General features: G+C 69.7%; 24 protein-coding genes and 1 pseudogene. 13 read left to right on the forward strand and 12 right to left on the reverse strand.

The genetic code is table 11. The features are described 5' to 3' along the window. Positions 1 to 54: 54 nt before the first annotated feature. Together BO64_RS08540 and pdeM are read left to right on the forward strand one after the other, a co-directional pair. Positions 55 to 2,520, forward strand: a complete 2,466-nt coding sequence (locus BO64_RS08540) for a ligase-associated DNA damage response DEXH box helicase (RefSeq protein ID WP_496402863.1) — start codon at positions 55 to 57, stop codon at positions 2,518 to 2,520. Next, positions 2,517 to 3,245, forward strand: a complete 729-nt coding sequence (pdeM, locus tag BO64_RS08545; protein ID WP_496402864.1) for a ligase-associated DNA damage response endonuclease PdeM — start codon at positions 2,517 to 2,519, stop codon at positions 3,243 to 3,245. Before BO64_RS08540 ends, pdeM begins: the two co-directional genes overlap by 4 nt. Positions 3,246 to 3,248: 3 nt before the next feature. On the opposite strand, the gene BO64_RS08550 is transcribed toward pdeM, so the two are convergent. Beyond that, positions 3,249 to 3,452, reverse strand: coding sequence for a DUF2188 domain-containing protein (locus BO64_RS08550; RefSeq protein WP_496402865.1), 204 nt, complete (start codon positions 3,450 to 3,452; stop codon positions 3,249 to 3,251). Between the two features lie 291 nt (positions 3,453 to 3,743). Here BO64_RS08550 and BO64_RS08555 point away from each other — a divergent pair, with 291 nt between their 5' ends. The 5 genes from BO64_RS08555 (at position 3,744) to BO64_RS08575 (ending at position 8,064) form a co-directional block, all read left to right on the forward strand. Then, on the forward strand, positions 3,744 to 3,953 hold the full coding sequence (locus tag BO64_RS08555; protein WP_496402866.1) for a cold-shock protein: 210 nt from the start codon (positions 3,744 to 3,746) through the stop codon (positions 3,951 to 3,953). 245 nt (positions 3,954 to 4,198) lie between these two features. Further along, on the forward strand, positions 4,199 to 4,972 hold the full coding sequence (locus BO64_RS08560) for an alpha/beta fold hydrolase (RefSeq protein WP_496402867.1): 774 nt from the start codon (positions 4,199 to 4,201) through the stop codon (positions 4,970 to 4,972). Positions 4,973 to 5,009: 37 nt separating this feature from the next. Then, the gene (locus tag BO64_RS08565) at positions 5,010 to 6,953 is read left to right on the forward strand and encodes a PAS domain-containing sensor histidine kinase (RefSeq protein WP_496402868.1); all 1,944 of its coding nucleotides are present in this window, start codon (positions 5,010 to 5,012) and stop codon (positions 6,951 to 6,953) included. A gap of 69 nt (positions 6,954 to 7,022) precedes the next feature. Beyond that, entirely contained in the window at positions 7,023 to 7,391 is a 369-nt protein-coding gene (locus BO64_RS08570) for a response regulator transcription factor (RefSeq protein WP_496402869.1), read from the forward strand. Positions 7,392 to 7,416: 25 nt separating this feature from the next. Next, the gene (locus BO64_RS08575) at positions 7,417 to 8,064 is read left to right on the forward strand and encodes a response regulator transcription factor (RefSeq protein WP_496402870.1); all 648 of its coding nucleotides are present in this window, start codon (positions 7,417 to 7,419) and stop codon (positions 8,062 to 8,064) included. Here the strand turns inward: BO64_RS08575 and BO64_RS08580 are convergent. Continuing rightward, entirely contained in the window at positions 8,049 to 8,195 is a 147-nt protein-coding gene (locus tag BO64_RS08580) for a hypothetical protein (protein WP_496402871.1), read from the reverse strand. The genes BO64_RS08575 and BO64_RS08580 overlap by 16 nt on opposite strands. 126 nt (positions 8,196 to 8,321) lie before the next feature. Next, complete coding sequence (locus tag BO64_RS08585; protein WP_496402872.1) at positions 8,322 to 8,726, reverse strand: MerR family DNA-binding protein; 405 nt, start codon at positions 8,724 to 8,726, stop codon at positions 8,322 to 8,324. Positions 8,727 to 8,809: 83 nt separating this feature from the next. On the opposite strand from BO64_RS08585, the pseudogene BO64_RS08590 reads away from it, so the two are divergent. Further along, positions 8,810 to 8,995, forward strand: a pseudogene (locus BO64_RS08590) (glutaredoxin domain-containing protein); the annotation flags it as partial. Between the two features lie 45 nt (positions 8,996 to 9,040). After that, positions 9,041 to 9,544 carry a MauE/DoxX family redox-associated membrane protein gene (locus tag BO64_RS08595; RefSeq protein ID WP_496402895.1) on the forward strand — a complete coding sequence of 168 codons (504 nt, stop codon included), beginning with the start codon at positions 9,041 to 9,043 and terminating at the stop codon, positions 9,542 to 9,544. Here BO64_RS08595 and BO64_RS08600 read toward each other — a convergent pair. Genes BO64_RS08600 through BO64_RS08615 form a run of 4 tightly spaced genes read right to left on the reverse strand, consistent with a single transcriptional unit; the run spans position 9,541 to position 13,877 of the window. Further along, on the reverse strand, positions 9,541 to 10,008 hold the full coding sequence (locus BO64_RS08600; protein WP_496402873.1) for a DUF3429 domain-containing protein: 468 nt from the start codon (positions 10,006 to 10,008) through the stop codon (positions 9,541 to 9,543). The two genes, BO64_RS08595 and BO64_RS08600, sit on opposite strands and share 4 nt — an antisense overlap. A 6-nt stretch (positions 10,009 to 10,014) precedes the next feature. Beyond that, a complete protein-coding gene (locus BO64_RS08605; RefSeq protein ID WP_496402874.1) occupies positions 10,015 to 10,767 on the reverse strand; it encodes a TIGR02186 family protein in 753 nt (250 codons plus the stop codon). Further along, entirely contained in the window at positions 10,767 to 11,690 is a 924-nt protein-coding gene (locus BO64_RS08610; RefSeq protein ID WP_496402875.1) for a sulfite exporter TauE/SafE family protein, read from the reverse strand. Before BO64_RS08610 ends, BO64_RS08605 begins: the two co-directional genes overlap by 1 nt. Positions 11,691 to 11,723: 33 nt before the next feature. After that, positions 11,724 to 13,877, reverse strand: a complete 2,154-nt coding sequence (locus BO64_RS08615) for a tetratricopeptide repeat protein (protein ID WP_496402876.1) — start codon at positions 13,875 to 13,877, stop codon at positions 11,724 to 11,726. A 131-nt stretch (positions 13,878 to 14,008) separates the two neighbouring features. Between BO64_RS08615 and BO64_RS08620 the strand changes: the two genes are divergently transcribed. Then, positions 14,009 to 14,218 (forward strand): hypothetical protein, encoded by a 210-nt coding sequence (locus BO64_RS08620; RefSeq protein WP_496402877.1) that lies wholly within the window; start codon positions 14,009 to 14,011, stop codon positions 14,216 to 14,218. A 6-nt stretch (positions 14,219 to 14,224) separates the two neighbouring features. Here BO64_RS08620 and BO64_RS08625 read toward each other — a convergent pair whose 3' ends face one another. Beyond that, positions 14,225 to 15,823 carry a phosphatidylglycerol lysyltransferase domain-containing protein gene (locus tag BO64_RS08625; protein WP_496402878.1) on the reverse strand — a complete coding sequence of 533 codons (1,599 nt, stop codon included), beginning with the start codon at positions 15,821 to 15,823 and terminating at the stop codon, positions 14,225 to 14,227. 169 nt (positions 15,824 to 15,992) lie between these two features. Between BO64_RS08625 and BO64_RS08630 the strand changes: the two genes are divergently transcribed. Genes BO64_RS08630 through BO64_RS08640 form a run of 3 tightly spaced genes read left to right on the forward strand, consistent with a single transcriptional unit; the run spans position 15,993 to position 19,594 of the window. Then, on the forward strand, positions 15,993 to 17,216 hold the full coding sequence (locus BO64_RS08630) for an acyl-CoA dehydrogenase family protein (RefSeq protein WP_496402879.1): 1,224 nt from the start codon (positions 15,993 to 15,995) through the stop codon (positions 17,214 to 17,216). Positions 17,217 to 17,257: 41 nt separating this feature from the next. Next, positions 17,258 to 18,466: an acyl-CoA dehydrogenase family protein gene (locus BO64_RS08635; RefSeq protein ID WP_496402880.1), complete on the forward strand. Its 1,209-nt coding sequence runs from the start codon at positions 17,258 to 17,260 to the stop codon at positions 18,464 to 18,466. A gap of 39 nt (positions 18,467 to 18,505) precedes the next feature. Beyond that, positions 18,506 to 19,594, forward strand: a complete 1,089-nt coding sequence (locus BO64_RS08640) for an acyl-CoA dehydrogenase family protein (protein WP_496402881.1) — start codon at positions 18,506 to 18,508, stop codon at positions 19,592 to 19,594. Between the two features lie 130 nt (positions 19,595 to 19,724). Here the strand turns inward: BO64_RS08640 and BO64_RS08645 are convergent, their stop codons facing one another. The 4 genes from BO64_RS08645 to BO64_RS08660 all read right to left on the reverse strand — a co-directional run. Next, a complete protein-coding gene (locus tag BO64_RS08645; RefSeq protein ID WP_496402882.1) occupies positions 19,725 to 20,972 on the reverse strand; it encodes a M24 family metallopeptidase in 1,248 nt (415 codons plus the stop codon). Further along, the gene (locus BO64_RS08650) at positions 20,962 to 22,401 is read right to left on the reverse strand and encodes a M20/M25/M40 family metallo-hydrolase (RefSeq protein WP_496402883.1); all 1,440 of its coding nucleotides are present in this window, start codon (positions 22,399 to 22,401) and stop codon (positions 20,962 to 20,964) included. The genes BO64_RS08645 and BO64_RS08650 overlap by 11 nt, the downstream gene beginning before the upstream one ends. 106 nt (positions 22,402 to 22,507) lie before the next feature. Beyond that, positions 22,508 to 25,555, reverse strand: a complete 3,048-nt coding sequence (locus BO64_RS08655) for a TonB-dependent receptor domain-containing protein (protein ID WP_496402884.1) — start codon at positions 25,553 to 25,555, stop codon at positions 22,508 to 22,510. A gap of 128 nt (positions 25,556 to 25,683) precedes the next feature. Next, a partial coding sequence (locus BO64_RS08660; RefSeq protein WP_496402885.1) for a hypothetical protein occupies positions 25,684 to 25,985 on the reverse strand: 302 nt, incomplete at its 5' end.

Consider the following 25,985-nt stretch of genomic DNA (forward strand, 5'->3'; position numbering starts at 1 on the left):
CACGGCGCCTTTCGACTCCTGAAACGGAAGGAGAACATGCTATAGCGGGGGACGATGGCCGACGACGTCGTCCCCTCCGCCGTTCTGCCGCCGCGCTTCCAGGCCTGGTTCGAGCGCCGAGGATGGAGCCCTCGCGCCCATCAGCTGGAGATGGTGAAAAAGGGACGGCAGGGCCTCGACGCCCTGCTCATAGCCCCCACCGGCGGCGGCAAGACCCTGGCCGGCTTCCTGCCGAGCCTGATCGAACTGGCGGAACGGCCGCCTGCGAACAGTCCCCGAGGCCTGCACACCCTCTACATCTCGCCGCTGAAGGCCCTGGCGGTGGACGTGGAGCGGAACCTCACCGCGCCCATCCAGGAGATGGGCCTCGAGGTGGTCGCCGAGAGCCGCACCGGCGACACCGGCGTCGCTCGTCGCCAGCGGCAGCGGGTGAAGCCGCCCGACATCCTGCTGACCACGCCCGAGCAACTGGCCCTGCTCTGCGCCTGGGAGGGCGCGCGGCTCTACTTCCGGGATCTGCGGTGTGTGATCCTGGACGAGATCCACACCCTGCACTCCTCGAAGCGGGGCGACCTCCTGGCCCTGGACCTGGCGCGGCTGCAGCAGCTGGCGCCAGGCATGCGTCGGGTGGGCCTCAGCGCCACCGTGGACGACCCGGCGGTGATCCAGCGCTGGATGGGCGGGGGATCGGACGTCGATCTCGTCCGTGGCCCGCCCGGCGCTGACCCCCGGGTGGACATCCTGCTCAGCGAGGGGCGGGTGCCGTGGGCCGGCCACACGGCCCAGCACGCCATGGCCGAGGTCTATGAGGCGATCAAGCGCGCGCGGATCGCCCTGGTGTTCGTCAACACGCGCTTCCAGGCCGAGTTCGCCTTCCAGGAGCTGTGGCGGCTGAACGAGGACGGCCTGCCCATCGCCCTGCATCACGGCTCCCTTGCCGCCGAACAGCGGCGGAAGGTGGAGGCGGCCATGGCCCGGGGCGAGTTGCGGGCCGTGGTCTGCACCTCGACCCTCGACCTTGGCATCGACTGGGGCGACGTCGACCTGGTGATCCAGCTCGCGAGCCCCAAGGGCGCCTCGCGGATGGTCCAGCGGATCGGCCGGGCGAACCACCGGCTGGACGAGCCCTCACACGCTCTGTTCGTGCCCGCCAACCGCTTCGAGATGCTGGAGTGCCAGGCGGCCCGGGAGGCCATCGCCGAGAACCGGCTGGACGGCGACCCGCCGCGGACAGGCGCGCTGGACGTGCTCGCCCAGCACGTCATGGGCTGCGCCTGTTCCGAGCCCTTCGACATGCTGGAGCTGTACGAGGAGGTGCGCACGGCCGGCCCCTACCGGGACCTTCCCTGGGAGGACTTCGAGCAGGTGGTCGATTTCGTCTCCACCGGCGGCTACGCCCTCAAGACCTACGACCGCTTCCGCCGGATCGTGCAGGGCGAGGACGGCCGCTGGCGGGTGCGTAATCTTCAGACGGCCCAGCGCCACCGGCTCAACGTCGGCGCCATCGTCTCCCCCGCGGTGCTCTCGGTGCGGATCGCCGGCCGCGGCGGGCGCGGCGGGCGCGGCGGGCGGAAGATCGGCGAGGTCGAGGAAGGCATGCTGGAAATGCTGGATCCCGGCGACACCTTCATCTTCGCCGGTCAGGTCTGGGCGCTGGAGGGCGTCACCAACCTCGATGTCCTGGTCCGCCCGGCCAACGACCGCGACCCCAAGATGCCGTCATGGGGCGGCTCCAAGTTCGCCCTCTCCACCTACCTGGCCCAGCGCGTGCGCCAGTTGATGTTCGACGAGAGCCACTGGCAGGTTCTCCCCCGCGACGTGCGCGAGTGGCTGGAGGCGCAGCGGGAGCGCTCCCTGATCGTCGGCGAGGACGAGATGCTGCTGGAGACCTTCCCTCGGGGGCAGCGGCATTTCCTGGTCTGCTATCCCTTCGACGGACGCTTGGCCCACACCACCTTGGCCATGCTGCTCACCCGGCGGCTGGAACGGGCCGGCGTCGGGCCGCTGGGCTTCGTCTGCAACGACTACGCCCTGGCGATCTGGGCCTTGAAGCCCATGGACTGCCTCGATTTCGACGAGCTGTTCGCCCAGGACATGCTGGGCGACGACCTTGAGGCTTGGCTGGCCGAGAGCTTCATGATGAAGCGGGCCTTCAAGGGCTGCGCGATCATCGCCGGCCTCATCGAGCGGCGCTTCCCCGGCGAGCAGCAGAAGACCGGACGGCAGATCACCTTCTCCACCGACCTGATTTACAACGTGCTGCGCCGGCACGAGCCGGACCATCTGCTCTTGCGCTGCGCCCGGGCGGATGCGGCGACCGGCCTCATCGACGTGGCGCGCCTGGGCGGGCTGTTGGAGCGGATCCGGGGACGCATCCGCCACGCGGCCCTGGAGCATCTGTCGCCGTTCTCGGTGCCCATCCTGCTGGAGATCGGCAAGGAACGCTCGCCCGGCGGGGCGGCCGAGATCATGCTGGCGGAGGCGGAAGAGGAACTGATCGCCGAGGCGCTTGCCCCATGAACGCCGTTACGCCCACCTTCAGCTACCGGTTCGCGGCCAGCGACTGCGGCGGCCTGCGCATCGACCTGTACGGCGCCGAGGCGGTCTGCCGGACCTCGGGCGCCCTGTGGCTGGCCGCCGAACGAGCCCTGGTGGTGGCCGACCTGCACCTGGAGAAGGGGTCTAGCTACGCCATGCGCGGCCAGATGCTGCCGCCCTATGACACCCGGGAGACTCTGAACCGGCTGGAGGCCGAGGCGGCGGGCACCGACGCGCAGGTGGTGATCCTTCTGGGGGACACCTTTCATGACCGGCGCTCCGAGGACCGCCTGGCGGCCGAGGACGCGGCGCGACTGCGGGCGCTGGCGGCTGAGCGCCGGCTGGTCTGGGTGGTGGGCAACCACGACGCGGACGGTCCCCGGGCGCTGCCGGGGGAGACGGCGGACGAACTGACCCTGTGCGGCCTGACCCTGCGCCACGAGCCGCAGCCCGGACCTCAGGCCGGCGAGATCGCCGGGCACCTGCACCCGGCCGCCAAGGTGCGCGCGCCGCGCGGAACGATCCGGCGACGTTGCTTCGTCACCGATGGCGAGCGGGCCGTGCTGCCCGCCTTCGGCGCCTATGCGGGCGGTCTGAACGTGCGCGATCCCGCCTTCGCCGGGCTCTTCGCGCGCCCGCCGCTGGCGGCCGCCCTGGGCCCGTCGCGGGTCCGGGCCGTAGGCTGGAGACAGCTGGCCGCCGACTAGCGGCTAGCCGCCGAAGAAGCCGTGCTCGCCGACCACCCGGACCTGACAGGGCTTGCCTGCATCCTGGGCGGCGCGCGCCTCGCGATTGGCGGCGGCCTTGGCCTCCTCCTTCTCGCGGGAGTGGCCGAAATAGCGGCCGTCCTGCTCGACGGCCCACTGCCCGTCGTGGCGCAGCACGGTGAAGACGGTTCGATCGATAGTAGCCATGCAACCTCAGACTCTGCCGTCGCTTGAGAACGCGCCGGAGGACGCATGCGATCCCTAAAGCTTAGCATTAAACGGCCGAAAAAGCGCCGCCCCACAAAATAATTCCAAATTCATCCTTGCATCCCATCGATATCCGGCCCATTCTTCTGAAATCAAATTCGTTGACGCTCTACGGCGACTTCTCCGAAAGCTCCGCTTTCTGAACCGAGATCCGCCCACCGACCTCTCCGAAAATTTGATCTCACAGCTCATTCTCGGGCGTGAGAACTCGTATCCGGAAAGGAACGACATATGATCATCGGCACCGTGAAGTGGTTCAACGCCACCAAGGGCTTCGGCTTCATCCAACCCGACGACGGCGGCAACGACGTCTTCGTGCACATCTCGGCCGTCGAGCGCGCGGGCATGCCCTCGCTGCACGAAGGCCAGAAGCTGAGCTTCGAGCTGCAGCGGGACTCGCGCAGCGGCAAGACCGCCGCGGGCAACCTGCAAGCCGCCTAAGGCTTCAGACGCTCGACTAAAGACGAAGGCGCGACCGGCTCGTCCGGCCGCGCCTTTTTCATATCCGCCCCCAGCCCTTCCCTCCCGCCCTCTGGTCCAGCGATATCCGCAGGCCACTGCCTGTGCTGTAGGGCGCAATCCACCGGGTGCAGGTGAAAAGCGACGCGCCCACACACCAAAGGATAGATGCGAGCGAACGCCGTTCGCCCTAGGTGATGGTCCGGCTTCCGCAAGGAGTTCGGACCATGCCCCTCCGTCGCCGCGATGTGATGACCACCCTGGCCGCCGGCGCGGTCTTCGGACTTGCCAGGCAGGTGGAGGCGCGGGCCCAGCCTGCGGGCCGCGTACGCAACGTGGTGCTGGCCCACGGCCTGTTCGCAGACGGCTCGTGCTGGAGCGAGGTGATCGCCCGACTGCAGGCCGCGGGCCTGAACGCCACGGCGGTGCAGAACCCGCTCACCACGCTCGCCGAGGCCGCCGACTCCATCCGCCGCGTGCTTGACCGGCAGGACGGGCCGACGGTGCTGGTGGGCCACTCGTTCGCGGGCGTGCTGATCTCCGAGACCGGCCTGCACCCCAAGGTCGCCTCTCTGGTCTATGTGGCCGCCCGAGCGCCTGACGCCGGCGAGGACTATGCGGCCTTGGCTGAGCTGTTTCCGACGCCTCCGGCCGGCGCCGGGATCGTGTTCGACGCCGACGAGGGGCGCCTGACCGAAACCGCCTTCCTGCGCGACTTCGCCGGCGACCTGCCGGCCGAGCGAGCCCGCGTCCTCTATGCGGTCCAGCAGCCGTTCCGCCGCAGCCTGACGGCCGAACGGACCACCGCCGCCGCCTGGAAGGCGAGGCCCAGCTTCTATGCGGTCTCCACCGAAGACCGGACCATCGACCCGGACCTGCAGCGGTTCATGGCGGGACGGATGAAGGCGCGGACCATCGAGGTGCAGGCCAGCCACCTGTCACCTATCTCTAGGCCGAAGCAGATCGCCGCCCTGGTGCTCGAGGCGACACGGGTCGCCTGAACGCCGCCGGGCGGCGCCTGGGCGCGAGGAAATTGGCATGGCCGGCTGGACGGACATCGACGGCCTCGCACGGCGCCGGCGCCTGCTGCTCGGCGCCTCTCTGATCCTGGCCGGCGCGATCTTCACCTTCGACCTGCTGAGCCCCTTCGACGGGGCCGTGGCGGTGCTCTACATCGTCATCGTCCTGCTCCTGGCGCCCCTGGGCCGGGGGATGGTGGCGGCGGCGGGCGCAATCACAGCGCTCCTCGCGGTGGCGGCGTTCTGGGGCGGCCACATCACCGGTCCGTCGGGCGGCGCTTGGTCGCGGCTGGTGGTCAGCCTGGTGGCCATCGGCGCCACCACCGCGCTCTCCCTGCGGGACCGCTCGATCCGCACGACCCTCGGCGAGCAGGCGCGGATCCTGGAGCTGTCGCACGACACGGTGATCATCCGGGATCGAAATGACGTCATCGTCCACTGGAACGAGGGCGCCGAGCAGCTGTACGGCTGGCGCCGGGACGAGGCGGTGGGCCGCCCCTGTCAGGACCTCCTGCGAAGCGTCTTCCCCACCGAGGAGGTCGAGGCGGCCCTGGCCCGGGACGGCCAGTGGTCGGGCGAACTGATCCGCACCCGACGCGACGGCGCCCGGCTTGTGCTCGCCAGCCGCTGGCTCGTGCGGCGCGATCCCGAGGGCCGGAGCGTGGGAGTGATCGAGTCCAGCGCGGACCTCACCGAGCAGCGACGCGCCGACCGCCAGCGCCAGGCCTCGGAAGAACGCTACCGGACCATGTTCGACGCGGCAGGCTTCGCGGCCTGGGAATCGGACTGGTCGCAGACCTTGCGGGTCGTCCGATCCGCCGCCCCCGAGGCGTTGGCGGGTAGCGAGGCGCTGGAAGCCTGGCTCGCGAACCGCCCCGAGACGGTGCGCGCGGCGATCGGGGTTGCGGTGTTGCGTACGGCGAACCCCGCGGCGGCGCGTCTCCTGGGCGCGCCCTCCCCGGCCGTGCTCTGCGGCATGAGCATCGGCGATCGGTTCCCGGCCGAGAGCCTGGAAGCTTGCGGACGGCTACTGGGCGGTCTCGCGGCCGGGCGGCCCGGCGCCGAGGTCGAGACGCGGCTTGAGACCCTGGACGGCCGGCTCGTGGACGTGGTGCTGCGGCTGACCCTGCTGCCCACGGCTCAGGGCGAAGCCAATGTGCTGGCCATGGCCATGGACGTGACGGAGCAGAACGCCGCGCGGGCGCGACTGGAGGAGGCCTCGGCCGAGCTGGCCCATGCGGCCCGGGTGGCGACCCTGGGCCAGCTCGCCGCCTCCATCGCGCACGAAGTGAACCAGCCGCTGACGGCGATCATCAACTTCGCGCGGTCGGGCAAGCGCTGGCTGGACCGGACGGAGCCCGATCTCGCCGAGGCCGACGCCTGCCTCGACCGGATCATCGCCAACGGCGCCCGCGCCGCGGAGGTGATCGGGCGTGTGCGCGCCATGGTCCGCAAGACCGCCCCCCAGGCCGAGCCCTTGGACCTCGCGGCCCTGGCCGAGGAGACGATCGTCCTGGTGCAGCGCGAAGCCCGCGCGGCCGGGGCGGCGATTCACCGGCGCTGGCGGGACGATGCGCCTATGGCCCTCGGCGATCGAGTGCAGGTGCAGCAGGTGCTGCTCAACCTGATGCTGAACGCCGTGCAGGCCTTGCGCGAGACCCAGGAGCGTCGGCGGGAGGTGACGGTGACCCTGGACGCCACGCCCGAGGGCCAGGCCGAACTGGCGGTGAAGGACACCGGCCCGGGGTTTCCCAATGGCGCCGAGGACCGCATCTTCCGGCCGTTCTTCACCACCAAGCCCGACGGCATGGGCATGGGCCTGTCGATCTGCCGTTCGATCATCGAAGCTCAAGGGGGCCGGATCACGGCGACCAACAATCCGGACGGCCCTGGCGCCTGCGTGGCCTTCACCCTGCCGCCCGTGGGGCAGACCGCCCGGCGAGCCGCCGAACTCATATCTTGATATGATGGCCCGGCGCGCCGAACAGGCGCCTATGGAAGGCGACCGCGCCAAGCGGTGGGAGTAGGACCTGTGCGCGCCGGTGGCCTGATCTGCATCGTCGATGATGACGAGGAGGTGCGCGAAAGCATCGGCTCGTTCTTCCGCTCGGCCGGGGTGGCGACCAGGGGGTTTGCAGCGGCCGAGGCCCTGCTGGCCGCGCCCGAGCTGGCGCAGATGACCTGCCTGATCACCGACCTGAACATGCCGGGCATGGACGGCCTGGACCTCTCAGAGACGCTGCGCCGCCAGGGATACGCGGCGCCCGTGATCCTGATGACCGCCTTCCCCACAGCCGAGACGCGGGCTCGGGCGGCGGCGAACGGCGTCGCCCTGTTCGTCGAAAAGCCTGCGGACCCCGAGGAACTGCTGGACGAGGTGGAGGCGCTGCTGGCCGCCTGATCGGCGGCGTCGTATGGAGGGACCGATGGACGAGAGCGAAACCGGCGGCCTGGTCTGCATCGTCGACGACGACCCGGACGTCCGCGAAAGCCTGGACGCGCTCCTGAGGGCGGCGGGCTATCAGGTCCTCACCTTCGCCGCGCCCGACGACTTCCTGGCCAACGAGGCGGCGGACAAGGCGGCCTGCCTGGTGCTGGACGTGCAGCTTGGGGCGGCCAACGGCCTAGATCTGCAGCAGGCCCTGAAGGACAGCGAGACGCTGACGCCGGTGATCCTGATCAGCGGCCACGGGAACATCCCCATGACGGTGCGGGCCATGCGCGCCGGCGCCGTGACCTTCCTGACCAAGCCCTTCGAGGAAGCCGAACTGCTGGCCGCGATCGAGGAGGCCATGGCGCAGGATCGCGCCCGGCGGGCCGAGCGGCGGCAGGCCGATGGTCTGAAGGCTCGCTACGAGTCCCTGACGCCCCGCGAGCGCGATGTGATGGGCCTGGTGACCGCCGGTCTGATGAACAAGCAGGTGGCTGGACGCCTGGAGCTGTCCGAGATCACGGTGAAGATCCACCGCGGCAACCTGATGCGGAAGATGGAGGCCGAGTCCCTCGCGGACCTGGTGCGGATGGCCGAGGCGCTCGGCGTTCGCGAAGCCGTCTCGCGCTACAGCCGGACCTGACCGGCAGCCACAGGATGGGCCGCCTCGCCCAGCAGCCGGCCAAGCGCTTCCATGGCGTCCGAGAGCAGCTGGCTCGCCAGGGCGTCATCCCTGCCGATCAGCAGCCTGGCCGACCGCAGCTGCGCCTGCACGCCCTCGAAACGCCCGATCTCGCCCCCCCATCCAGATTTCCCCCTGCATCGTCCCGCTCCGGTCTCGATGACGTCAGAGTAGGGACGCCGCCGCCTGGCCGGTATCAGCCCTTGGTATGAGCCGCCTCACCGCTCGAAGGCCGTCAGGATCGGACAGGGGCCGCAGGAGTCTTCGGCGCATTCGTCGGCCAGGCGCGCCAGGGCGGCCCGGGCGGTAGAGAGTTCGGCGATGCGCGCGTCGAGGGCGGCGATCCGGGCGCGGGCCATTTCCCGGGCGCGCGGCCGCCCATCGGTGGCCTGCAGCTCCAGCAGCTCTCCGATCTCCTCAAGAGTGAAGCCCGCGGCCTGGGCCGACCGGATGAACCGCAGCCGCCGCAGCTCCTCCTCGCCATAGCGGCGCACGCCGCCGCCGAGTCCGCCCCCTGCAGGCCGGGGCGGTTCGGGCAGCAGGCCGCGGCGCTGGTAGTAGCGCACGGTCTCGACGCCGACGCCGCCCGCCCGGGCCAGGGCGGAGATGGTCATCCCGGGCATGGTTGACTCCGTACCATGGTACGGAACCCATATGGTCAGGGCGAGTTGCGAAACAAGCTAGCCCCTCGATGACCTCCCCCGCCGCCAAGACCGCCGAACTCCACCGCATGGTGATGGCCGACCACACCTGTCCCTATGGACTGAAAGCCCTGGACCTCCTGAAGCGGCGCGGGTTCCAGGTCGAGGATCACCACCTGACCACACGGGCCCAGACCGACGCCTTCAAGGCCGAGCACGGGGTGAAGACCACGCCCCAGGTCTTCATCGACGGCCGGCGGATCGGCGGCTACGACGACCTTCGCCGACACTTCGGGATGAAGGTGGCCGAGCCTGGGGAGACCAGCTACCGGCCCGTGATCGCGGTCTTCGCCATGGCGGCGCTGATGGCCATGGCCGCCAGCTTGGCCGCATTCGGCTCGCCCCTGACCGTGCGGGCGGGCGAGTGGTTCGTCGCCTTCAGCATGTGCCTGCTGGCCATGCTGAAGCTGCAGGACATCGAGAAGTTCTCGACCATGTTCCTGAACTACGACCTGCTGGCGCGGCGATGGGTCCGCTACGGCTATGTCTATCCGTTCGCCGAGGGGCTTGCCGGGGTGCTGATGGTGGCCGGGGTCCTGACCTGGCTGTCGGCCCCGCTGGCCCTGTTCATCGGCGGCGTCGGCGCCGTCTCCGTGTACAAGGCCGTCTATGTGGACCGGCGGCAGCTCAAGTGCGCCTGCGTCGGCGGCGGTTCGAACGTGCCGCTGGGCTTCGTGTCGCTCACCGAAAACCTGATGATGATCGCCATGGCCGTCTGGATGCTGGCCATGCCGCGCTAGGCGTTCAGCGCCTTCTCAAGCGCTAGGCCCAGGGAGATGCAGGCGCCGGAGGTGATCATGGTGGACAGGATCGGATAGCGGGCCGGCGTCTGGGGCGTCTGGTGATCGAACAGCCACTGGATCAGGAAGACCACCACGAAGCCCCCGAGGATCCAGGTGTCCGGCAACCGGCCGCGCCCGAGGAGCACCAGGAGCGCGGCGGTGGAGACCAGCGCCGACAACGCCAGGCGATACCAGCGGGGCCTCGCCTCCCGCGTCTCCAGGCCCCAGCGCACGCCGCCGAGAAAGGCGATCATCAGCGCCGCCCAGCTCAGGAGAATGGTCAGCGCCGCCCCGGAAACCTCCCGCGGCCCGTAGCCGTACACCAGAGCTGACGCCGGAAACGGGATCAGGGCCAGAAGCGCCATGATCCAGAGCGCAGCCGGGGCGGGTTCGACCCGTCGCCCGGGCCGCACGTCATCCATGAGCAATCAGTCTCTCCGGAATACGGCCGACGCGGCCCAGCCGGCCGCCAGGGCGAAGGCCATGGCGGCTAAGCCGTAGGACCATGGCCTGTTATGAGCCCAGAGGTAAAGAGTCCGCTCCAGCCCCACCTTTTCCACCGTCAGGGTGCGAACCCGCTGGGACACCGGCTTGCCGTCCTGGAAGAGCAGGATGTCCGCCCGATAGACGCCTGTGGGCGCGCCGGCCGGCAGGGCGATCTCGGCCCTGAAGAGCCCCTGGTCCACGAAGCGGACGCCGCGGCCGTCCTCGTCATAGAGGCCGGCGGCCTGCTTGAGGCGCACGACCGCGCGGCGCCAGACGTAGTAGTCCGCCCCCAGGGTGGAGACGACCACGTCGCGCACGCCGTAGCGCGTCTCGATGCGCTGCTCGTCCGGCGCGTCGATGGGCAGGTGATCGACCCCGGCCCCCAGCCGCCGGAGCTGGCCGAAGTTGGAGATCTCCTCCAGCGGCCGGTTGGAGGCGACCATGTAGAAACCCGGCGCGCCGCGGAAGACGACAGGACGGCTGTTGAGCCAGAGGCCGGCCACCCGAACCTTGCGGGCGATCCGCACCGGCTGCTCGGGACCACGAACGATGACCACCACGTCGGACGGCCGGTTGTCCGGCTGGAAAACCGCGCCATAGAGGACGATCCGCGCGCCGCGGAAGTCTGCGCTGACCTGGACATTGGTCTCGGTCAGGGCCGCCGAGATGGCCGGAGGGGGCGCCTCGACCGCCATCAGCCGTGCATCCCGTTCATCAGGACGAAGGGCTCGTCAGGGGCGATGAACAGCCCAAGGCCCATCCTGAGCCCGACGAAGAGAACGATGAGCGCCAGAACTGCGCGCAGTTCCTCGGCCCGGAAGCGCTGGGAGGCGCGGGCCCCGTACTGGGCGCCGACGATGCCCCCGGCCAGGAGCAGGGTGGCGAGCACGATGTCCACGGTCTGGTTTCGGCCAGCCTGGAGCACGCCCGTGAGCGCGGTGGTGACGATGATCTGCAGAAGGCTGGTGCCCACCACCACCCCGGCTGGCATGCGCAGCAGATAGACCATGGCCGGCACCAGGATGAAGCCGCCGCCCACCCCCATGATCGCCGAGAGCACGCCCACGAAAGCCCCGAGGGCCAGGGGCGGGATAACGCTGATGTAGAGCCGCGAGCGCGGGAAGCGCATCTTCAGCGGCAGGCCATAGAGCCACGGCGGGCGGCGGTCGCGCCGGGGCGGCTGGGGCTGGCCGCGCCGGCGACGCAGGATGGCTCCGAGCGACTCGGCCAGCATCAGGCCGCCGATGATGGTCAGGAACAGCAGGTAGGAGACGGCGACCACCAGCTCCGACTGGCCGAGCAGCCGCAGCCAGCGGAACAGCTCGACCCCGAGGATGGCGCCGATGATCCCGCCGACCGCCAGGACGGCGCCCATCCGCAGGTCGACGGCCCTGCGCCGGCCATAGGCGATGACGCTCGACATGGACGAGGCCGCCACATGATTGGACATGCTGGCCACGGCCACCGCCGGCGGGATGCCCAGGAACACCAGCATCGGCGTCATCAGGAAGCCCCCGCCGATGCCGAACATGCCGGAGATGAAGCCGACGAACAGGCCGAGCGCCACGATGAGCGGCGCGTTCACCGAGACCTCGGCGATGGGCAGATAGATGTCCATGCCGCCCTACCCTAGCCGCCGATCTCGGCGGGGCTAGCCCGCCGCGGCCTTTTGCGATTTGGCCTTGAGCGCGTCGGCGGCGGCCCGGGCGAGCTGGTCGCCTTGGGCGGCCGCTTTGTCGAACCACTTCAGGGCCTCGGCCGGATCCTTCTGAACGCCGCTGCCCGACTGGTACATGAGCCCGAGGTTGTATTGGCTGTCGACGACGCCCGCCTCGGCGGCCTTGCGGAACCATTGGGCCGCGGAGGCGAGGTCCTGCGGGCCGCCCTCGCCCCGGAAGTAGTAGAGGCCGAGATTGTGCATGGCGGCGGCCTCGCCGCCCTCGGCCGCCCGGGCGGTCCACCGGCGCGCCTCGGCCATGTTGCGCACCACGCCTTCGCCGCCGGTTTCATAAAGCTGGGCCAGATGGAACTGGGCGGGCGCATAGCCCTCTTCCGCCACGGCCTTGAGCTTGGCCAGGCCGCCGGCCCGCTTGGCCTCGATGAGGCGAAGGGCCTCCGCGTAGCGGCCCTGAACTTCCGCATTGGCCGCCACAGAGCCGGCGTCGGCCGCCGCTTCGGGGGCGATGGCCACCGCCGCGCGGGGGTTCTGGCCCAGAACCTGGGCCGGCGTAGGCTGGTCGGCCTGGGGGCGGTTCATCAGCACGACGCCCGCGGCGCCCACGCTGAGGAAGGCGGCGCTGCCGGCCACCATCAGGGCGGTGTGGACCGCGCCGTTCGACCGCCGCGCCCTCGGCGCGCCGAAGCCGGCGAACATGCGGCCGCTGGCCTGACGCCGGTCGACCTTTGCCCGCAGCTCGACCGGGCGGGGACGGGGCGCCTCAGCCTCCGACTGCACGCCCATCTGCGCCCGGGCGGCGGCCCGGGCCTGGTCGATGACCTCGCGGGTCGAAAGCGGGCGCCCGCCATCGGCGCCGGCCGGCTCCGGCCGGTCGAGCTCCAGGACCTCGTCGTCCTCCGGCTCGGCGATGGGCGCAAAATCCTCCGCGGCGTCGAAGTCCTCGGCCGCGAACAGCGGCCGGACCGGATCGACGGAGGCGTCGGCCAGGGGTTCGGCGCGGGAGAACAGCTCAGGGCTGAACGGTCCGCGCGGCGGGGCGTCGGCCGCCGGATCGGCGGCCGGCGCGACCACCGAGGCCACGAGGGCGTCCACTGGGGCGTCCAGGGGGGCGATCCGTGCGCCCTGGTTCTCGCCTTCGGCGGGCTGGGCGACCGGGCGCGTAAAGGGACGGCCCTCAAGCCGCGTCCGCGCCTCCTCAAGCAGGCGCGCCGTGCGCTCCTCGCTGCGGCGGATCCGCTCGGCGAGGTCGGTGGACACGCGCTCCTGACGCTGTTCCATCCGCTCGGTGACGCGGGTGACCTGCTGGCCCACCTCGTCGATGGACTGGGCGGTGCGGCGCTCGGTGGCCGCCAGACGTTCGGTGAACCGGTCGGTGAGCCGCCCGATCTCCGCCCCGAAGCGCTCCAGGCTCTCGGCCTGCGCCTGCTCGGCGCGGGAGAGGCGCGCCTCGACGGCGCCGGCGATGCGGGCGATCTCTCCCCCCACCTGCTCCAGGGCGCCGGCGTTCTGCTGCTCCGCGGCCTGCAGGCGGCGGTTCACCACCTCGGCCATGGCCAGCACCTGGCGGCCCATCTGCTCGAGGGCTTCGGCCGTGCGCCGTTCGCCGGCCTCGATCCGTAGGATGCGCTCCTCGAGGATGCGCAGAGCTTCGGCCGAACGCGGACCGGCCGGGGCGGCCTCCAAGCGAGCCAGACGCTCACCAAGCGTGAAATGCTCGCGCTCGGCGGTCTCCACCCGGGCCAGGGCCTGGCGCACGGAATGCTCGACGCCGGAGATGGCGAGGCCGGTGCGGGTCTCGGAGGCCTCGATCCGGTCGGTCAGCCGGTCGAGGGCATAGGCGACCCGGTCGAAATCCTGCTGCGGCGGGGCGAAGCGGGCGCCGGCGTCATAGGCCAGGCGGGGGGTGCGGTCGGCGAAGCGGTCAGGGAAACGTTCGGGGAAGCGCTCGGGCGCGACGCGTTCCGGGGCCGGAGGCTCGTGGTCGGCCTCCTCGCCCGCATCGTCCTCAAGGATGACGCGGTTAAGCCATTCGCCGAGGGTCATCCCCGAGCGCCGGGCAAGGTCCTTGGCGACCTCACGGGCCCTTGGATCGATCCCCTTGACGCTCCAGGGCGCGCCGGCCGTCATAGAATCGCTCTCCCAACCGCAGGAGACGCTACCCACCGATTCTAGTGGTGTAAACGCGTCGTTAACCCTATTAGTTGTGGCGAATTAGCGTTTCTGTGGATCAACGGCCCAGCCTGCGCTAGGCGGCGGCCATGGATTTGCACACCACCCTGATCAGCCTCGCCGTGCTCGCCGCCCTGGGCCTGTTCGCCGGCTGGCGCGGCGCGCGGCCGCCCGATCCGCACCGGGGCCCGCGCATGGCGCCGTGGCGCTTCATCATGCTGCTGGCCGCGGCGGGGGTGGTGCTGATGGCGGTGCACCTCGTGAACCTGCTGGGCGTCACCACCGGCGGCGGACGTTAAGGCCGGCTAGTCGTCGGCCCGTCTGGGCCGCTTGGCCAGTCCGGCCACGCCGCCCGAGGTCAGCAGGCTGACGTCGGCCAGGGCGATGGGAATGGCCCACTTGCGCGGCGCGGCCACGTAGCGCGGCCGCCAGAGCGGATCCCACTTGTTCTTGAACTCCCGGACCCCCTGGAAATTGTAGAGGTCCTCGGCGTTCTCGAAGAGCAGGCTGCCCACGCGCGACATCATGGGCGCCAGCGGCCGGTCCTGCAGGCCCGACAGGGGGGCCATGCCGAAGTCGAAGGCCCCATAGCCCTGGGCCATGCCCCACTTCAGGAGCTCCACGAAGAGGAAGTCCATGATGCGCTTGGGCCCCTCGTCCACATAGCGCATCAGGTCGATGGAGAAGGCGGAGCGGTCGGCCACCGGCCAGAGGGTGGCGAAGGCGATGATGCGCCCCTCGAACCGGACCACCGCCACCGGAAACTCCTGCACATAGCGGGGGTGGAAGCCGCCCATGGTGAAGCCCTTCTCGCCCCCGGCGTGGCGCTCCAGCCAGATGTCGGAGATCCGCTGGAGGTCAGGCATGATCGCCGCGACGTCCTCGGGCGGAACAACCTCGAACGTGGCCCCTGCCTCCAGGGCCTGGCGCCAGGCGCGGCGGGCCTTGCCTCGCCGGGTTCCATCGATAGTGAACCCCTGCAGCGGCAGGACGGCCACCTCCCCGACCTTCTGGATCGAGAAGCCCATCTCCACCACGTCGGGCAGGTCCTCGGCGTCGAGGGCGTAGAGCGCCGGCCGAGCGGCGTGAGCGTCGGCCAGTTCACGGAAGCGCCAGAACAGTTCCAGCCGCTCGTCGGCGCGGCCCACCGGCGGACCAAGGGCGATCCAGGACCGCCCGCGCACACCGAACATCAGGAAGGTCTCGCCCGACGCCGAGAACAGGAAGCGCTTGTCGCCGAGCAGGGCGAGGTTGGAGTTGGGCCGGGCGGCCTCGGCCTTGGCGAGAATCTGACGGACGCGGGCGAACTCGGGATCGGCCTCGCCGGCGATCGGCGGAGGCGCGGCCGACCCCAGCATCCGCCACAGCCCGAAGGCCAGCAGGGCGATGGCCGCCGCCGCCCAGGCGCGGATCGACCGGGCGATGTCGTCGTCCACGAACACCCGCCAGAACGGGGCGTCGCCATAGTCGGCGTTCATGTAGGACCAGACGCCAATGAGGCCGGCGCCGGCGAGCAGGCAGGCCGCCGAGGCGAGCCATCCGGGCGTCACCTCCATTCGCGAGAGGCGGGCGGTGCGCGGAAACGCCCGGCGGAAGGGCGCGATGAGGGCCGCTGCGGCCAGGAGGATGGCGGTGTCCTCCCAGACGATGCCCTTCTCGAGGCCGAGGGGCGCGGCGATGAGCAGGACGATCATGGTGGCCGCCCAGGCCGCCCCCAGTCGGGCCCGCAGGCCGAAGGCCAGGATCACCAGCACCAGCCCGAGCAGGCTGGAGATCAGGTGGCTGAGCTCGATCAGCAGCACCGGCGTGGTGGCCAAGAGCTGGACGAACCGCTCGGGCTCGGACGGTCGGGCGCCGGAGGCGAGCAGCATCACGCCGCACCCGAGGGCGAGCAGCGCAGCCATCGATGGAGCCGCCGCAAAGGCGGCGGGCTTCAAATCCCTCAGGAATCGCACGCGCGGTGCATAGCTGAACTGGCGACCGGAAGCTCAAACAACTGTTTCAAACCGCTTGCCCGCGAGCGGAGCGGCGTTAGAGTTGCCACAGACAGGTTATCAAAAACGGGAGAACGCCATGGCCGATTTCGGCGGCGCCGAGCTGGACGCATTCCGCTCCGAGGTCCGCGCGTGGTTGGAGGCGAACTACCCCGCCGAACTGCGTGACCCGCAGGCGAAGACCAACCCCGAGGCCGTCTGGGGCGGCCGGGCGTTCGCCGGCTCCAGCGATCCGCAGATCGTCTGGATGCAGCGCATGGCCGAGAAGGGCTGGACCGCCCCGACCTGGCCCAAGGAATACGGCGGCGGCGGACTGTCGCCGCAGCAGGCCCGAGTGCTGGAGCAGGAGCTGGCCGCCGGCCGCTATCGCCAGCCGTTGGCCTCGTTCGGCATCTGGATGCTGGGGCCGGTGCTGCTGGAGTACGCCTCCGAGGAGCAGAAGCGCGAGCACCTGCCCAAGATCGTCCGCGGCGAAATCCGCTGGTGCCAGGGCTATTCCGAGCCGGGCGCCGGCTCGGACCTCGCCGGCCTGCAGACCAAGTGCGAGGACAAGGGCGACCACTGGCTGATCAACGGCTCCAAGATCTGGACCAGCTACGCCAACAAGGCCGACTGGTGCTTCTGCCTGGTGCGGACCGACACCTCGAAGAAGCATGAGGGCATCAGCTTCATCCTCATCGACATGACCTCGCCGGGCGTGGAGACGCGGCCGATCCCGCTGATCAGCGGCGAGAGCCCGTTCTGCGAAACCTTCTTCACCGACGTGAAGGTGCCGAAGGGCAATCTGGTGGGCCGGGTGAACGGCGGCTGGGAGATCGCCAAGCGGCTGCTGCAATACGAGCGGCAGAACATCTCGGCCGGCTTCGGCGAAGGCGGCAGCGCCGGCGGGGCCGCTGGCGACCTTGGCCAGATCGGCAAGCAATATGTGGGCGTGGACGGCGAGGGCCGCCTCGCCGATGCGGACCTGCGGGCGCGCATCACCGCCAACAAGATGAACTTCCAGGCCCTGCGCCAGACCATCGCCCGTTCGGCTGCGGAATCGAAGGCCGGCAACGGTCCCTCGGCCACCACCTCGATCATCAAGTACGCCGCCGCCGAGTTCGCCAAGGAGCGGTCCGAGCTGATGGTGGAGGCCATGGGCCACCAGGGCCTGGGCTGGACCGGCGAAGGCTACGAGCCCGCCGAGCTCCTGGCCGTGCGCGGCTGGCTGCGGACCAAGGCCAACTCCATTGAAGGCGGCACGTCCGAAATCAATCTGAACGTCATTTCCAAACGGGTGCTCGGTTTGCCCGACCCCAAATAAGCATTTGATTTAAAAACAAACCTAGAGCCGGAGATTTTACGATGGCCGATTTCGGAGGAGGCGACCTGGAGGCCTTCCGCACGGAAGTGCGGGAGTGGGTGGCTGCGAACTTCCCAGCCTCGTGCAAGGGCAAGGGGCCGGCGGTCGGCCCCGAGCGTGAGCAGGAGACCGCCGACCAGAAGGCCTGGCGACTGGCCGTGGGCGAAAAGGGCTGGGGCGTTCCGACCTGGCCCAAGGCCTATGGCGGCGGCGGCCTTTCGCCGGCGGAGGCGCGGGTGGTGAACCAGGAGTTCGCCCGGGCCGGCGCCTACAATCCGATCGTCGGCATGGGGACGATGATGTTCGGCCCCACCCTGCTGGAATACGGCACCGAGGAGCAGAAGAAGCGGCACATTCCGCTCATCGCCAATGGCGAGGTGCAGTGGTGCCAGGGCTTCTCCGAACCCGGCGCCGGCTCGGACCTGGCGGCGCTGTCCACCCGGGCCGAGGACAAGGGCGACCACTTCCTGGTGAACGGCCAGAAGATCTGGACCTCGGGCGCCCAGTGGGCCGACTGGTGCTTCTGCCTGGTGCGGACGGACTTCACCAAGAAGCACGAGGGCATTTCCTTCGTGCTGTTCGACATGAAGACGCCAGGCGTCGAGGTTCGGCCGATCCAGCTGATCAGCGGCGCCAGCCCCTTCTGTGAGACCTTCCTGTCCGACGTGAAGGTGCCGAAGGAGAACCTGGTCGGGCCGCTGAACGGCGGCTGGACCATCGCCAAGCGGCTGCTCCAGCATGAGCGCAACAGCCTGGCGGGGGGCGGCGGCAGCGCCGGGCGCTACGCCTCGGGCCGGTCGCCCTCGGCCCTGGCCAAGGAGTACGTCGGCCTGGACGAGCAGGGCCGGATCGCCGACAGCGAACTGCGCGCGCGGATCGCCAAGAACGATATCGACCTCAAGGCTTTCCAGCTCACCGCCATTCGCGCCATGCAGGAGTCCAGGGGCAACCAGGGCCCCTCGGCGGCGACCTCGATCATGAAGAACGCCGCCAGCCAGACCCTGCAGGAGCGCGCGGAGCTGGCTATCGAAGTCCTGGGCAGCCAGGGCCTCGGCTGGGAGGGCGAAGGCTTCTCGGAAGAAGAGCTGACGTTCGTCCGCAACTGGCTGGGCGGCAAGGCCACCACGATCTACGGCGGCTCGGCGGAGATCCAGAACAACATCATCTCCAAGCGCATCCTGGGCCTGCCAGACGCGACCAAGTCCGCCTGATCACGCAGCAAAGACAGAGATTTTAGGGAAACACGACACATGGCCGTTCTGACCGAAGAACAGAACATGCTGCGCGACGCGGCCCGCAGCTGGGTTCAGGAGAAGAGCCCCGTCACCGCCTTCCGCAAGATGCGCGATAGCGGCGCCGAGCTCGGCTACGACGTGGCGGCCTGGAACGAGATGGCCGAGATGGGCTGGGCCGGGGTGATCATCCCCGAGGAGTACGGCGGCTCGGCCTTCGGCTACCTCTCCATGGGCCTGATCCTGGAGGAGACCGGCCGCACCCTCACCGCCTCGCCGCTCCTGGCCAGCGCCCTGGGGGCGGCTTCGGCCCTGGTCCTGGGCGGCTCGGAAGAGCAGAAGCAGGCCTGGCTGCCGAAGATCGCCGCCGGCGAGGTCGTCGCCACTCTGGCGATCGACGAGGGCCCGCACCACAAGCCCGAAAAGGTCGATACGACCGTCGAGGGCGGCAAGCTCACCGGCAAAAAGACCTTCGTGCTGGAAGGCATGGCCGCCGACCTGCTGGTGGTTTCGGCCAGGGGCGCCGACGGCGTCGGCCTCTATCTCGTCAAGGCGGACGATCCGGGCGTGAAGCGCAGCCGCCTGCGGCTGGCCGACAGCCGCGGCGCCGCCAACATCGAGTTCGCCGGCGCGGCCGCCGAGCCGCTCTCCGGCGGCGCTGAGACGCTCGAGAAGGTGCTGGACCGCACCCGGGCGGGCCTCTGCGCCGAGATGCTGGGCGCCGCCACCCAGGCCTTCGAGACCACTCTGGAATATCTCAAGACCCGGGTGCAGTTCGGCCAGGTGATCGGCAGCTTCCAGGCCCTCCAGCACCGGGCGGCCAAGATGTTCACCGAGCTCGAACTGTCCCGCTCGGCGGTGGAGGCGGCCCTCACCGCCATCGACAACGACAGCCCCGACGTGCCCGAACTGGTGTCCCTGGCCAAGGCCAAGATGGGCGACACCTTCCACCTCGTGTCCAACGAGATGGTGCAGATGCACGGCGGCATCGGCATGACCGACGCCCACGATGCGGGCTTCTATCTGAAGCGAGCCCGGGCGGCCGAGGCGGCCTTCGGCAACCAGGCCTATCACCGCGACCGCTACGCGCGGATCCAGGGCTACTGAGGTTCCGGCGTCAACCGCGACCGAGGGCCCCGCCGGCGACGCCGGCGGGGCCTTTTCATTGGTCGGAAGGAAGGGCGCCGGGGCCCCAAGGAGGCTCCCGCAGCCTGAGCCGCGGGAGCGTTCGGCCAGATCAGCCGAAGGGCGCGTCGATCGACGACGGCGGCCGCGAGAACCAGCGCGGGCCCTTCTCCGTCATGTAGAGACAGTCCTCGATCCGCACCCCGAAGGCGCCGGGATCATAGATGCCCGGCTCGTTCGAGAAGCACATGCCCGGGGCGAGGCGAGTCGTCTCCCCGTGCACGAAGTTCACCGGCTCATGGACGTCGAGGCCGATGCCGTGGCCGGTGCGGTGGGTGAGCCCTGGCGTGCCATAGCCCGGCGCATAACCGCGGCTGCGGTAGTAGGCGCGCACCGCATCGTCCACCTCGCCCGCAGGCCGACCGAGCTGGGCGGCCTCGAAGGCGATCTCCTGTCCCTTGCGGGCGTCTTCCCACACCCGGCGCACGCGGGCGTCGGGCTCGCCGAACACGCAGGTGCGCGAGATGTCGGCGTAGTAGCCCTGCACGCGGCAGGCGAAGTCCATCAGCACGACCGCCCCCGGCCCCACCGGCTCCAAGCGGATGCCGCCGTGGGGCAGGCTGCTGGCCGCGCCCACCACCGCGCCGCCGCCGGGGTCCTCGCCGCCGAGGGCGAGGATCGCGCGGTTCATGGCCTGGCTGATGTCGCGGCCAGTCATGCCGGCCGAAATGGCCGGGCCCACCTGCCGATAGGCGGCGATCAGGATGTCGGTCGCCGCCTGCATCAGGGCGATCTCGGCCGGCGACTTGATCATCCGGCAGCCGTCCACGACAGGCTCCCCGCTCACGCCCACAACCGAGGGCGCCGCCCGCAGGATACCGTTCGAGACGAAGTGGCGAACGCCCGCGTCAAAGGCGATCTTTCCGGAGGCCAGCTTGCGCGCGGTCAGCCAGTCGGCCACCAGGGCGTACGGGTCCTCGTGCTCGTGCCAGGTCCGGATGCCCGCGGGAATGCCGAGCAGTTCGTTCAGCCGGCTCTCCTCGAAGGCGGGCGTCACCATCTCGGCCGCCCCCTCGCGGGGGATCATCAGCAGGGTCGGCCGTTCGCTGAGCGACCAGTGGACGCCGCAGAAGTAGATCATGGTCGAGCCGGGCTCGACGATCAGCGCGGCGAGACCAAGCTCCTGCAGCAGACGCTGGGCCTTGGCGATCCGGACGGCCCGCTCGGTCGCCGAGATCGGCGGGGGGCGCACGATGCCGCCCGAGGCCCGGGCCAGGGCAGGCGCCGCGCCGGCGGCGGCGAGGCCCGCCCCGAGCAGGCCCCGCCGGCTGAGGGCGAACGAGGGGCTGCTAGCGGCCATTACCGGCGATCTCCCCGAGCAGGACGTTCCAGTAGGTGAGCTGGTCGTCGAAGGAGGCCAGGGGCAGGCGCTCATTGGAGCCATGGGCCCGCATGTCGTCCGGCATCACCATGACAAGGCTGCCCGCGCCATAGGTCGGGATGCCCTTGCGGCGATACTCCCGGCCCTCGGTGCCGCCCGCGGACATGCTGGGGGCCAGCACCGCGCCCGGATGAGTGGCGCGGACCGCTTTCTGCAGCGCGGCCATGATGTCCTTGCGGATCGGCGAGACCGGGCTCTCCACCGCTTCGCCGACAAGCTTGACCGAGATCTTGTCGCCCACGGCGGCCTGGATCTTGGCCTGGACCTCAGCCGCCGGCGTGCCGGGCAGGATCCGGCAGTTGACGAGGGCGCTGGCGGACGGCGGCAGAGCGTTCTCGGCCGTGCCTGCCTTCAGCATGGTCGCCACGCAGGTGGTCCAGAGGATGTTGGCCACGTTCGGCTGGCGGCGCATCTCGGCGATGGCCGCGGCGTCGGTTGGGTCCTCCAGCAGGCGCAGCAGCGCCGCGCCCACCGCGCCGCCTTCCTCGCGGGCGGTGCGGGCGGCCATGTCGCGGGTGATCTCGTTCCACTCGACGGGGAAGCTGATCGCCTGGACCGCCTTCAGGGCGTCGGCCAGGTCGTAGATGGCGTTGTCGGCCCGGGGCGCCGAGCTGTGGCCGCCGGCGTTGGTGGCGGTCAGCTCGAAGGTGGCGCTGGTCTTCTCCGCCGCCTGCATGCTGAAGCTGATCTTCTTGCCGTCGGGGCTGGCGGCGCCGCCGCCCGCGTCGGCGTTCAGGGCGTATTCCACGCCCCGCATCATCGGATGGTCGATGATCTTGCGGGTGGTGAGCATCCCGCTTTCCTCATCGCCCGAGAAGGCGAGGAACAGGTCGCGGTTAGGCGTCCAGCCGGCGCGCTTCAGCCGCGCGAAGGTCTCCACCAGCACGGTGACGCCGTACTTGTTGTCGCTGGAACCGCGGCCGTAGAGGTAGCCGTCCTTCTCCACCGGCTTGTAGGGATCGGTCTCCCAGCTGTCGCGCGCGGCGTCCACCACATCCATGTGGGCGAGCAGCGCCACCGGCGCGCGGCCCGTCTGGCGGCCCGCGTAGCGGACGATCAGGCCTTCGGTGCGTTCGCCGTCTATCTCCAGCGGCACACGCACGATGTCTTCCGACTTGAAGCCGGCGGCGGTCAGCCGCGCTTCGAGCACGTCCACCAGCTTCGGCACCTGGCCGCGGCCCTTGGCCGTCGGAATCTCGATCAGCTGGCGCAGCAGGGCGCGGGCGGCCTGCCGGTCGGCGTCGGTCGGCGCGGGGCCGGCCGGCGCGGCGAGCGCAGCCATGGGTTGGGCGATCAGGGCGCAAGCCGCCGCGGCGGCCAGGACGGCGGTTCGGAAATGGCGCGACATGCGGGTCTCCTCAAACGAGCAGGGGCCTCCCCGCGTGAGCGGGAAGGCCCCCTTTCAGCCAGGCGGATGTATCCGTCGGCGGTGGGGGCGCCGGCGGATACGGCCCTTAGAACGCCACCGTGATGGCGGCGAACAGGTAACGGCCGGTGGCGTCGTAGAACTGCGGATAGGTGTTCCCATTGCCGCCGTCCTCGATCGCCGCCGTCGTGGTGAGCGGCGGGTCGCGATCGAAGATGTTGTTCACGCCGACCCGCAGGCCGATGTTCTCGCGGATGTCATAGGCCGCGGAGAGGTCGAAGTAGTGACGGTCGCCGAGCTTGGCGTTGCGCTCGGCGTAGCTGCCACGCAGCGCCGGCTGGCTGCTGGTCTGCGAGATCTTCACCTCGGAGACGTAGCGCCAGGTGGCGTTCAGCTGGACCTGCCAGGGCGATTCCCAGCTGGCCAGCAGCTTGTGGCGCCATTCCGGACGCGGACGACCGCAGAGGCCGCCGTACAGGCCCGAGCACTCATAAACGTCGCTTTCCGGCGAGTTCGGGAGCGGCTTGGTCTTGTACTTCTCGAGCCAGGTGCCAACCAGGTTGAAGTTGACCACGCCCATGTCCTCGAGGCCGAGGTCCGCCAGGTTCAGGCGGTAATCGACCGAGAGGTCCAGGCCCGAGGTCTTCAGCGACCCGGTGTTGATGTTGAAGCGCTTGAAGTAGCCGTCGTCGGTCAGCCAGAGGCTGCCGCCGGCGCCGCGCTGGATCAGGCCGCAGAAGTAAGCATCGCCGTTGGCGAGGCAGTTGGTCATGGCCAGGCCCGGGTTCACCGAACCGATCATGTCCGTGACCTTGATCTTGAAGTAGTCGAGCGAGACCGTCAGGCCGGGGATGAAGCTCGGCTGAGCGACGAGGCCCAGCGAGTAGGTGTCGGCCTTTTCCGCGTCGAGGTTCGGGTTGCCGCCGATGAGGGCGTTGAACTGACCCGACGGGTTGTCGACGATCTTGCCGTACTGGTCGGCCGTCACGCCGGTGCGAGCGCACTGCTCGAAGCTGGCGTAGGGCGTCGGGCCCGAGCAGGGATCGTACAGGCCGTTGGCCAGTTGGCTCAGTTCAGCCTCGAACTTGCTCTGCGAGGAGAACAGTTCGACGACGTTCGGAGCCCGGACGGCGCGCTGGTACGAACCACGCAGGCGCAGTTCGCGGACCGGCGAGTAGTTCAGGCCCAGCTTGTAGGCGTCGGTCTCGAAGCCGGTGTTGTAGTCCGAGTAGCGGTAGCCGCCTTCGAACGACAGCAGGTGGACGCCGGGACGGCCCTCGACGAGCGGGGCGTTGATTTCGGCGAACAGTTCCTTGGCCTTGGTGACGCCGCTGACCGGATATTCCGGGCTCACAGCGTTCTGGTAGGCCTCGTCCGGCACCAGATCGAGGGTGTTCTTGCGGTATTCGACGCCGAAGGCGACGCCGACGCCGTTCTCAGCCAGCGGGCTGGTGACGCCGTAGTGGCCCAGGTCGCCGCTCACCGAGAAGACCAGGTTGGTCAGCGAGGTGTCGCCGGTGATGCCCTTGGACTCGGCGATGTAGTCCACCGCGGCCTTGCTGGCCGAGGCGCCGAAGTAGTCGAGCGGGGCGCACTTGGCGTCGTCGTTCGCCGTGTTGGCGTCGGCGTTGATGGCGCAGACCACCTTGCCGTAGGTCGCCGAACCCGGACGCTGGTCGATGACCGCGTTCAGGGCGTTGGCCACGCGAGCCTGGTTGGCGTCGCCGGTGAAGCGGCTGCGGTAGCTCACGTTCGCGTAGGAGGCGAAGGCGTCATAGCTGAACGCCTCGTTGATCTCGCCGCGGAGACCGCCGACGAAGCGGAAGGTCGTGTGACGGATCTCGTCCTGACGCGGGCCAAGCTCCACGTTCCGGCGGGCGACCACCAGGCCGTTGGCGATGCCCTGCGGGCCGATGTAGGCGCCCGAGGCGTCGTAGTTGCTGCCGGTGGACAGGCCAGCGGCGGTGCAGAGGAAGTCAGCCTGCTGCGCGCTGAGCAGCGGGTTGTCGCAGTTCATGCCGCCGCGGCTGCCGAAGATGCCGCCGGACACGGTGCCGGGGGCGATCTGGGCGGTCGAGCGGTCGTCCATGAAGCCCACTTCGAAGTAGGGCTCGAACTTGTCGCTGATGCGATAGTGGCCGATGGCGCCCAGCGTGTAGCGCTGGTCAGGGCGCTGATAGTAGTTGTACGGCGCGTAGTTGTAGGTCTGGCTGCCCGCCACGAACGAGCCGTTCGAGGCCCGGAACGAGGTCGGAACGCCGGCCAGGCCGCCGGTGTTCGAGAAGTTGGCCGGGTCGTTGTAGCTCGAGCCCGAGCACGAATACAGGCTGCCGTTCGGGCCCGTCGTGCCGAGGGCGCATGCGCTGTAGTCGTAGTCCTTTTGCAGGATCGCGTTGACCTTGCGGTACGTCGCATAGGCCGTGATGTTGCCCGCGCCGTCCGAGGTGTTGGCGCCGGCGATCACCGAGTAGTCCTGGGTGAAGCCGTTCCAGACGTGCTTTTCGGGCTTCTCATAGGCGCCCGGCAGGAGGGCGTTGTGGGTGTCCAGCAGGTCGCGCAGACCGTCGCGGTCGTTGGTGTGCTGGTAGGTGCTGACGCTGGCCGAGAACTTCAGGCCTTCGAAGTTGTCGAGGAGCTTGAAGTTGACGACGCCGGCGATGGCGTCCGAACCGTACACGGCTGAGGCGCCGCCGGTCAGGACTTCCACGTTCTTGATCAGGGCGGCCGGAACCTGGTTCAGGTCCGACGGGGTGGACTTCGGCGAGCCGTACGGCAGGCGACGGCCGTTGACCAGCACCAGGGTGCGGTCCGGCGTCAGGCCGCGCAGGTCGACCTGGGCGGTGCCGGTGGCCTCGTTCGAGGCGGCGGCGCCCTGGGCGGCGAACACCTGCGGCAGGGCGTTCACGAGGTCTTCGGTGCGGGTCGTGCCGCGGGCGGCCACCTCTTCGCCGCCGATCTGGACGACCGGGCTGACGCTTTCGATGTTGGCCGAGCGGATGCGCGTGCCGGTGATGACGACTTCCTCGACGGTCGCATCTTGGGCCGCGGCCGCGCCAGCGACGAAGACGCCGCTGAACAGGCTGGTGGCAAGCAACGCGGACCGGAAGGCCGCGCCAGGTCTACTCAGGTTCGCCATATCTATCCCCCTGGGTTTTCGAGTTTTTCCGGCGTTATGCCGGTGGCGGTTAGGCATGATCCGGATGGCGGGCGCTGCGAGGTCGCAGCGCCCGGTCCGGCGGCGTCAGACGCCGAAGGTGGGAAGGCTCAGTAGCGCCAGCTGGTGAGGTCGGCGCCCTTGGGGGCGGTTTCCTCGATGCGCTTGAGGATCTTGGGCACGTAGAAGGTGTTGTAGCGGAGGCGCGAGATGCCGTTGGGGTTGGCGTGGTCGCCGTTCCAGCAGTGCTCGGCGCGATCGCCGTAATCGACTTCGCCGCGGTAGGGCGGGTCGGCCTTCTTGAGGAAGTCCTCCATCAGATAGACGGCGTTGTTCAGGTAGAAGTTGTCCATGTCGCCGACATAGATGTGGATCTTGCCCTGAAGCTTCGGCCCGAGGGTCTTCCAGTCGC

This window comes from Phenylobacterium composti DSM 19425 (genome assembly GCF_059568645.1).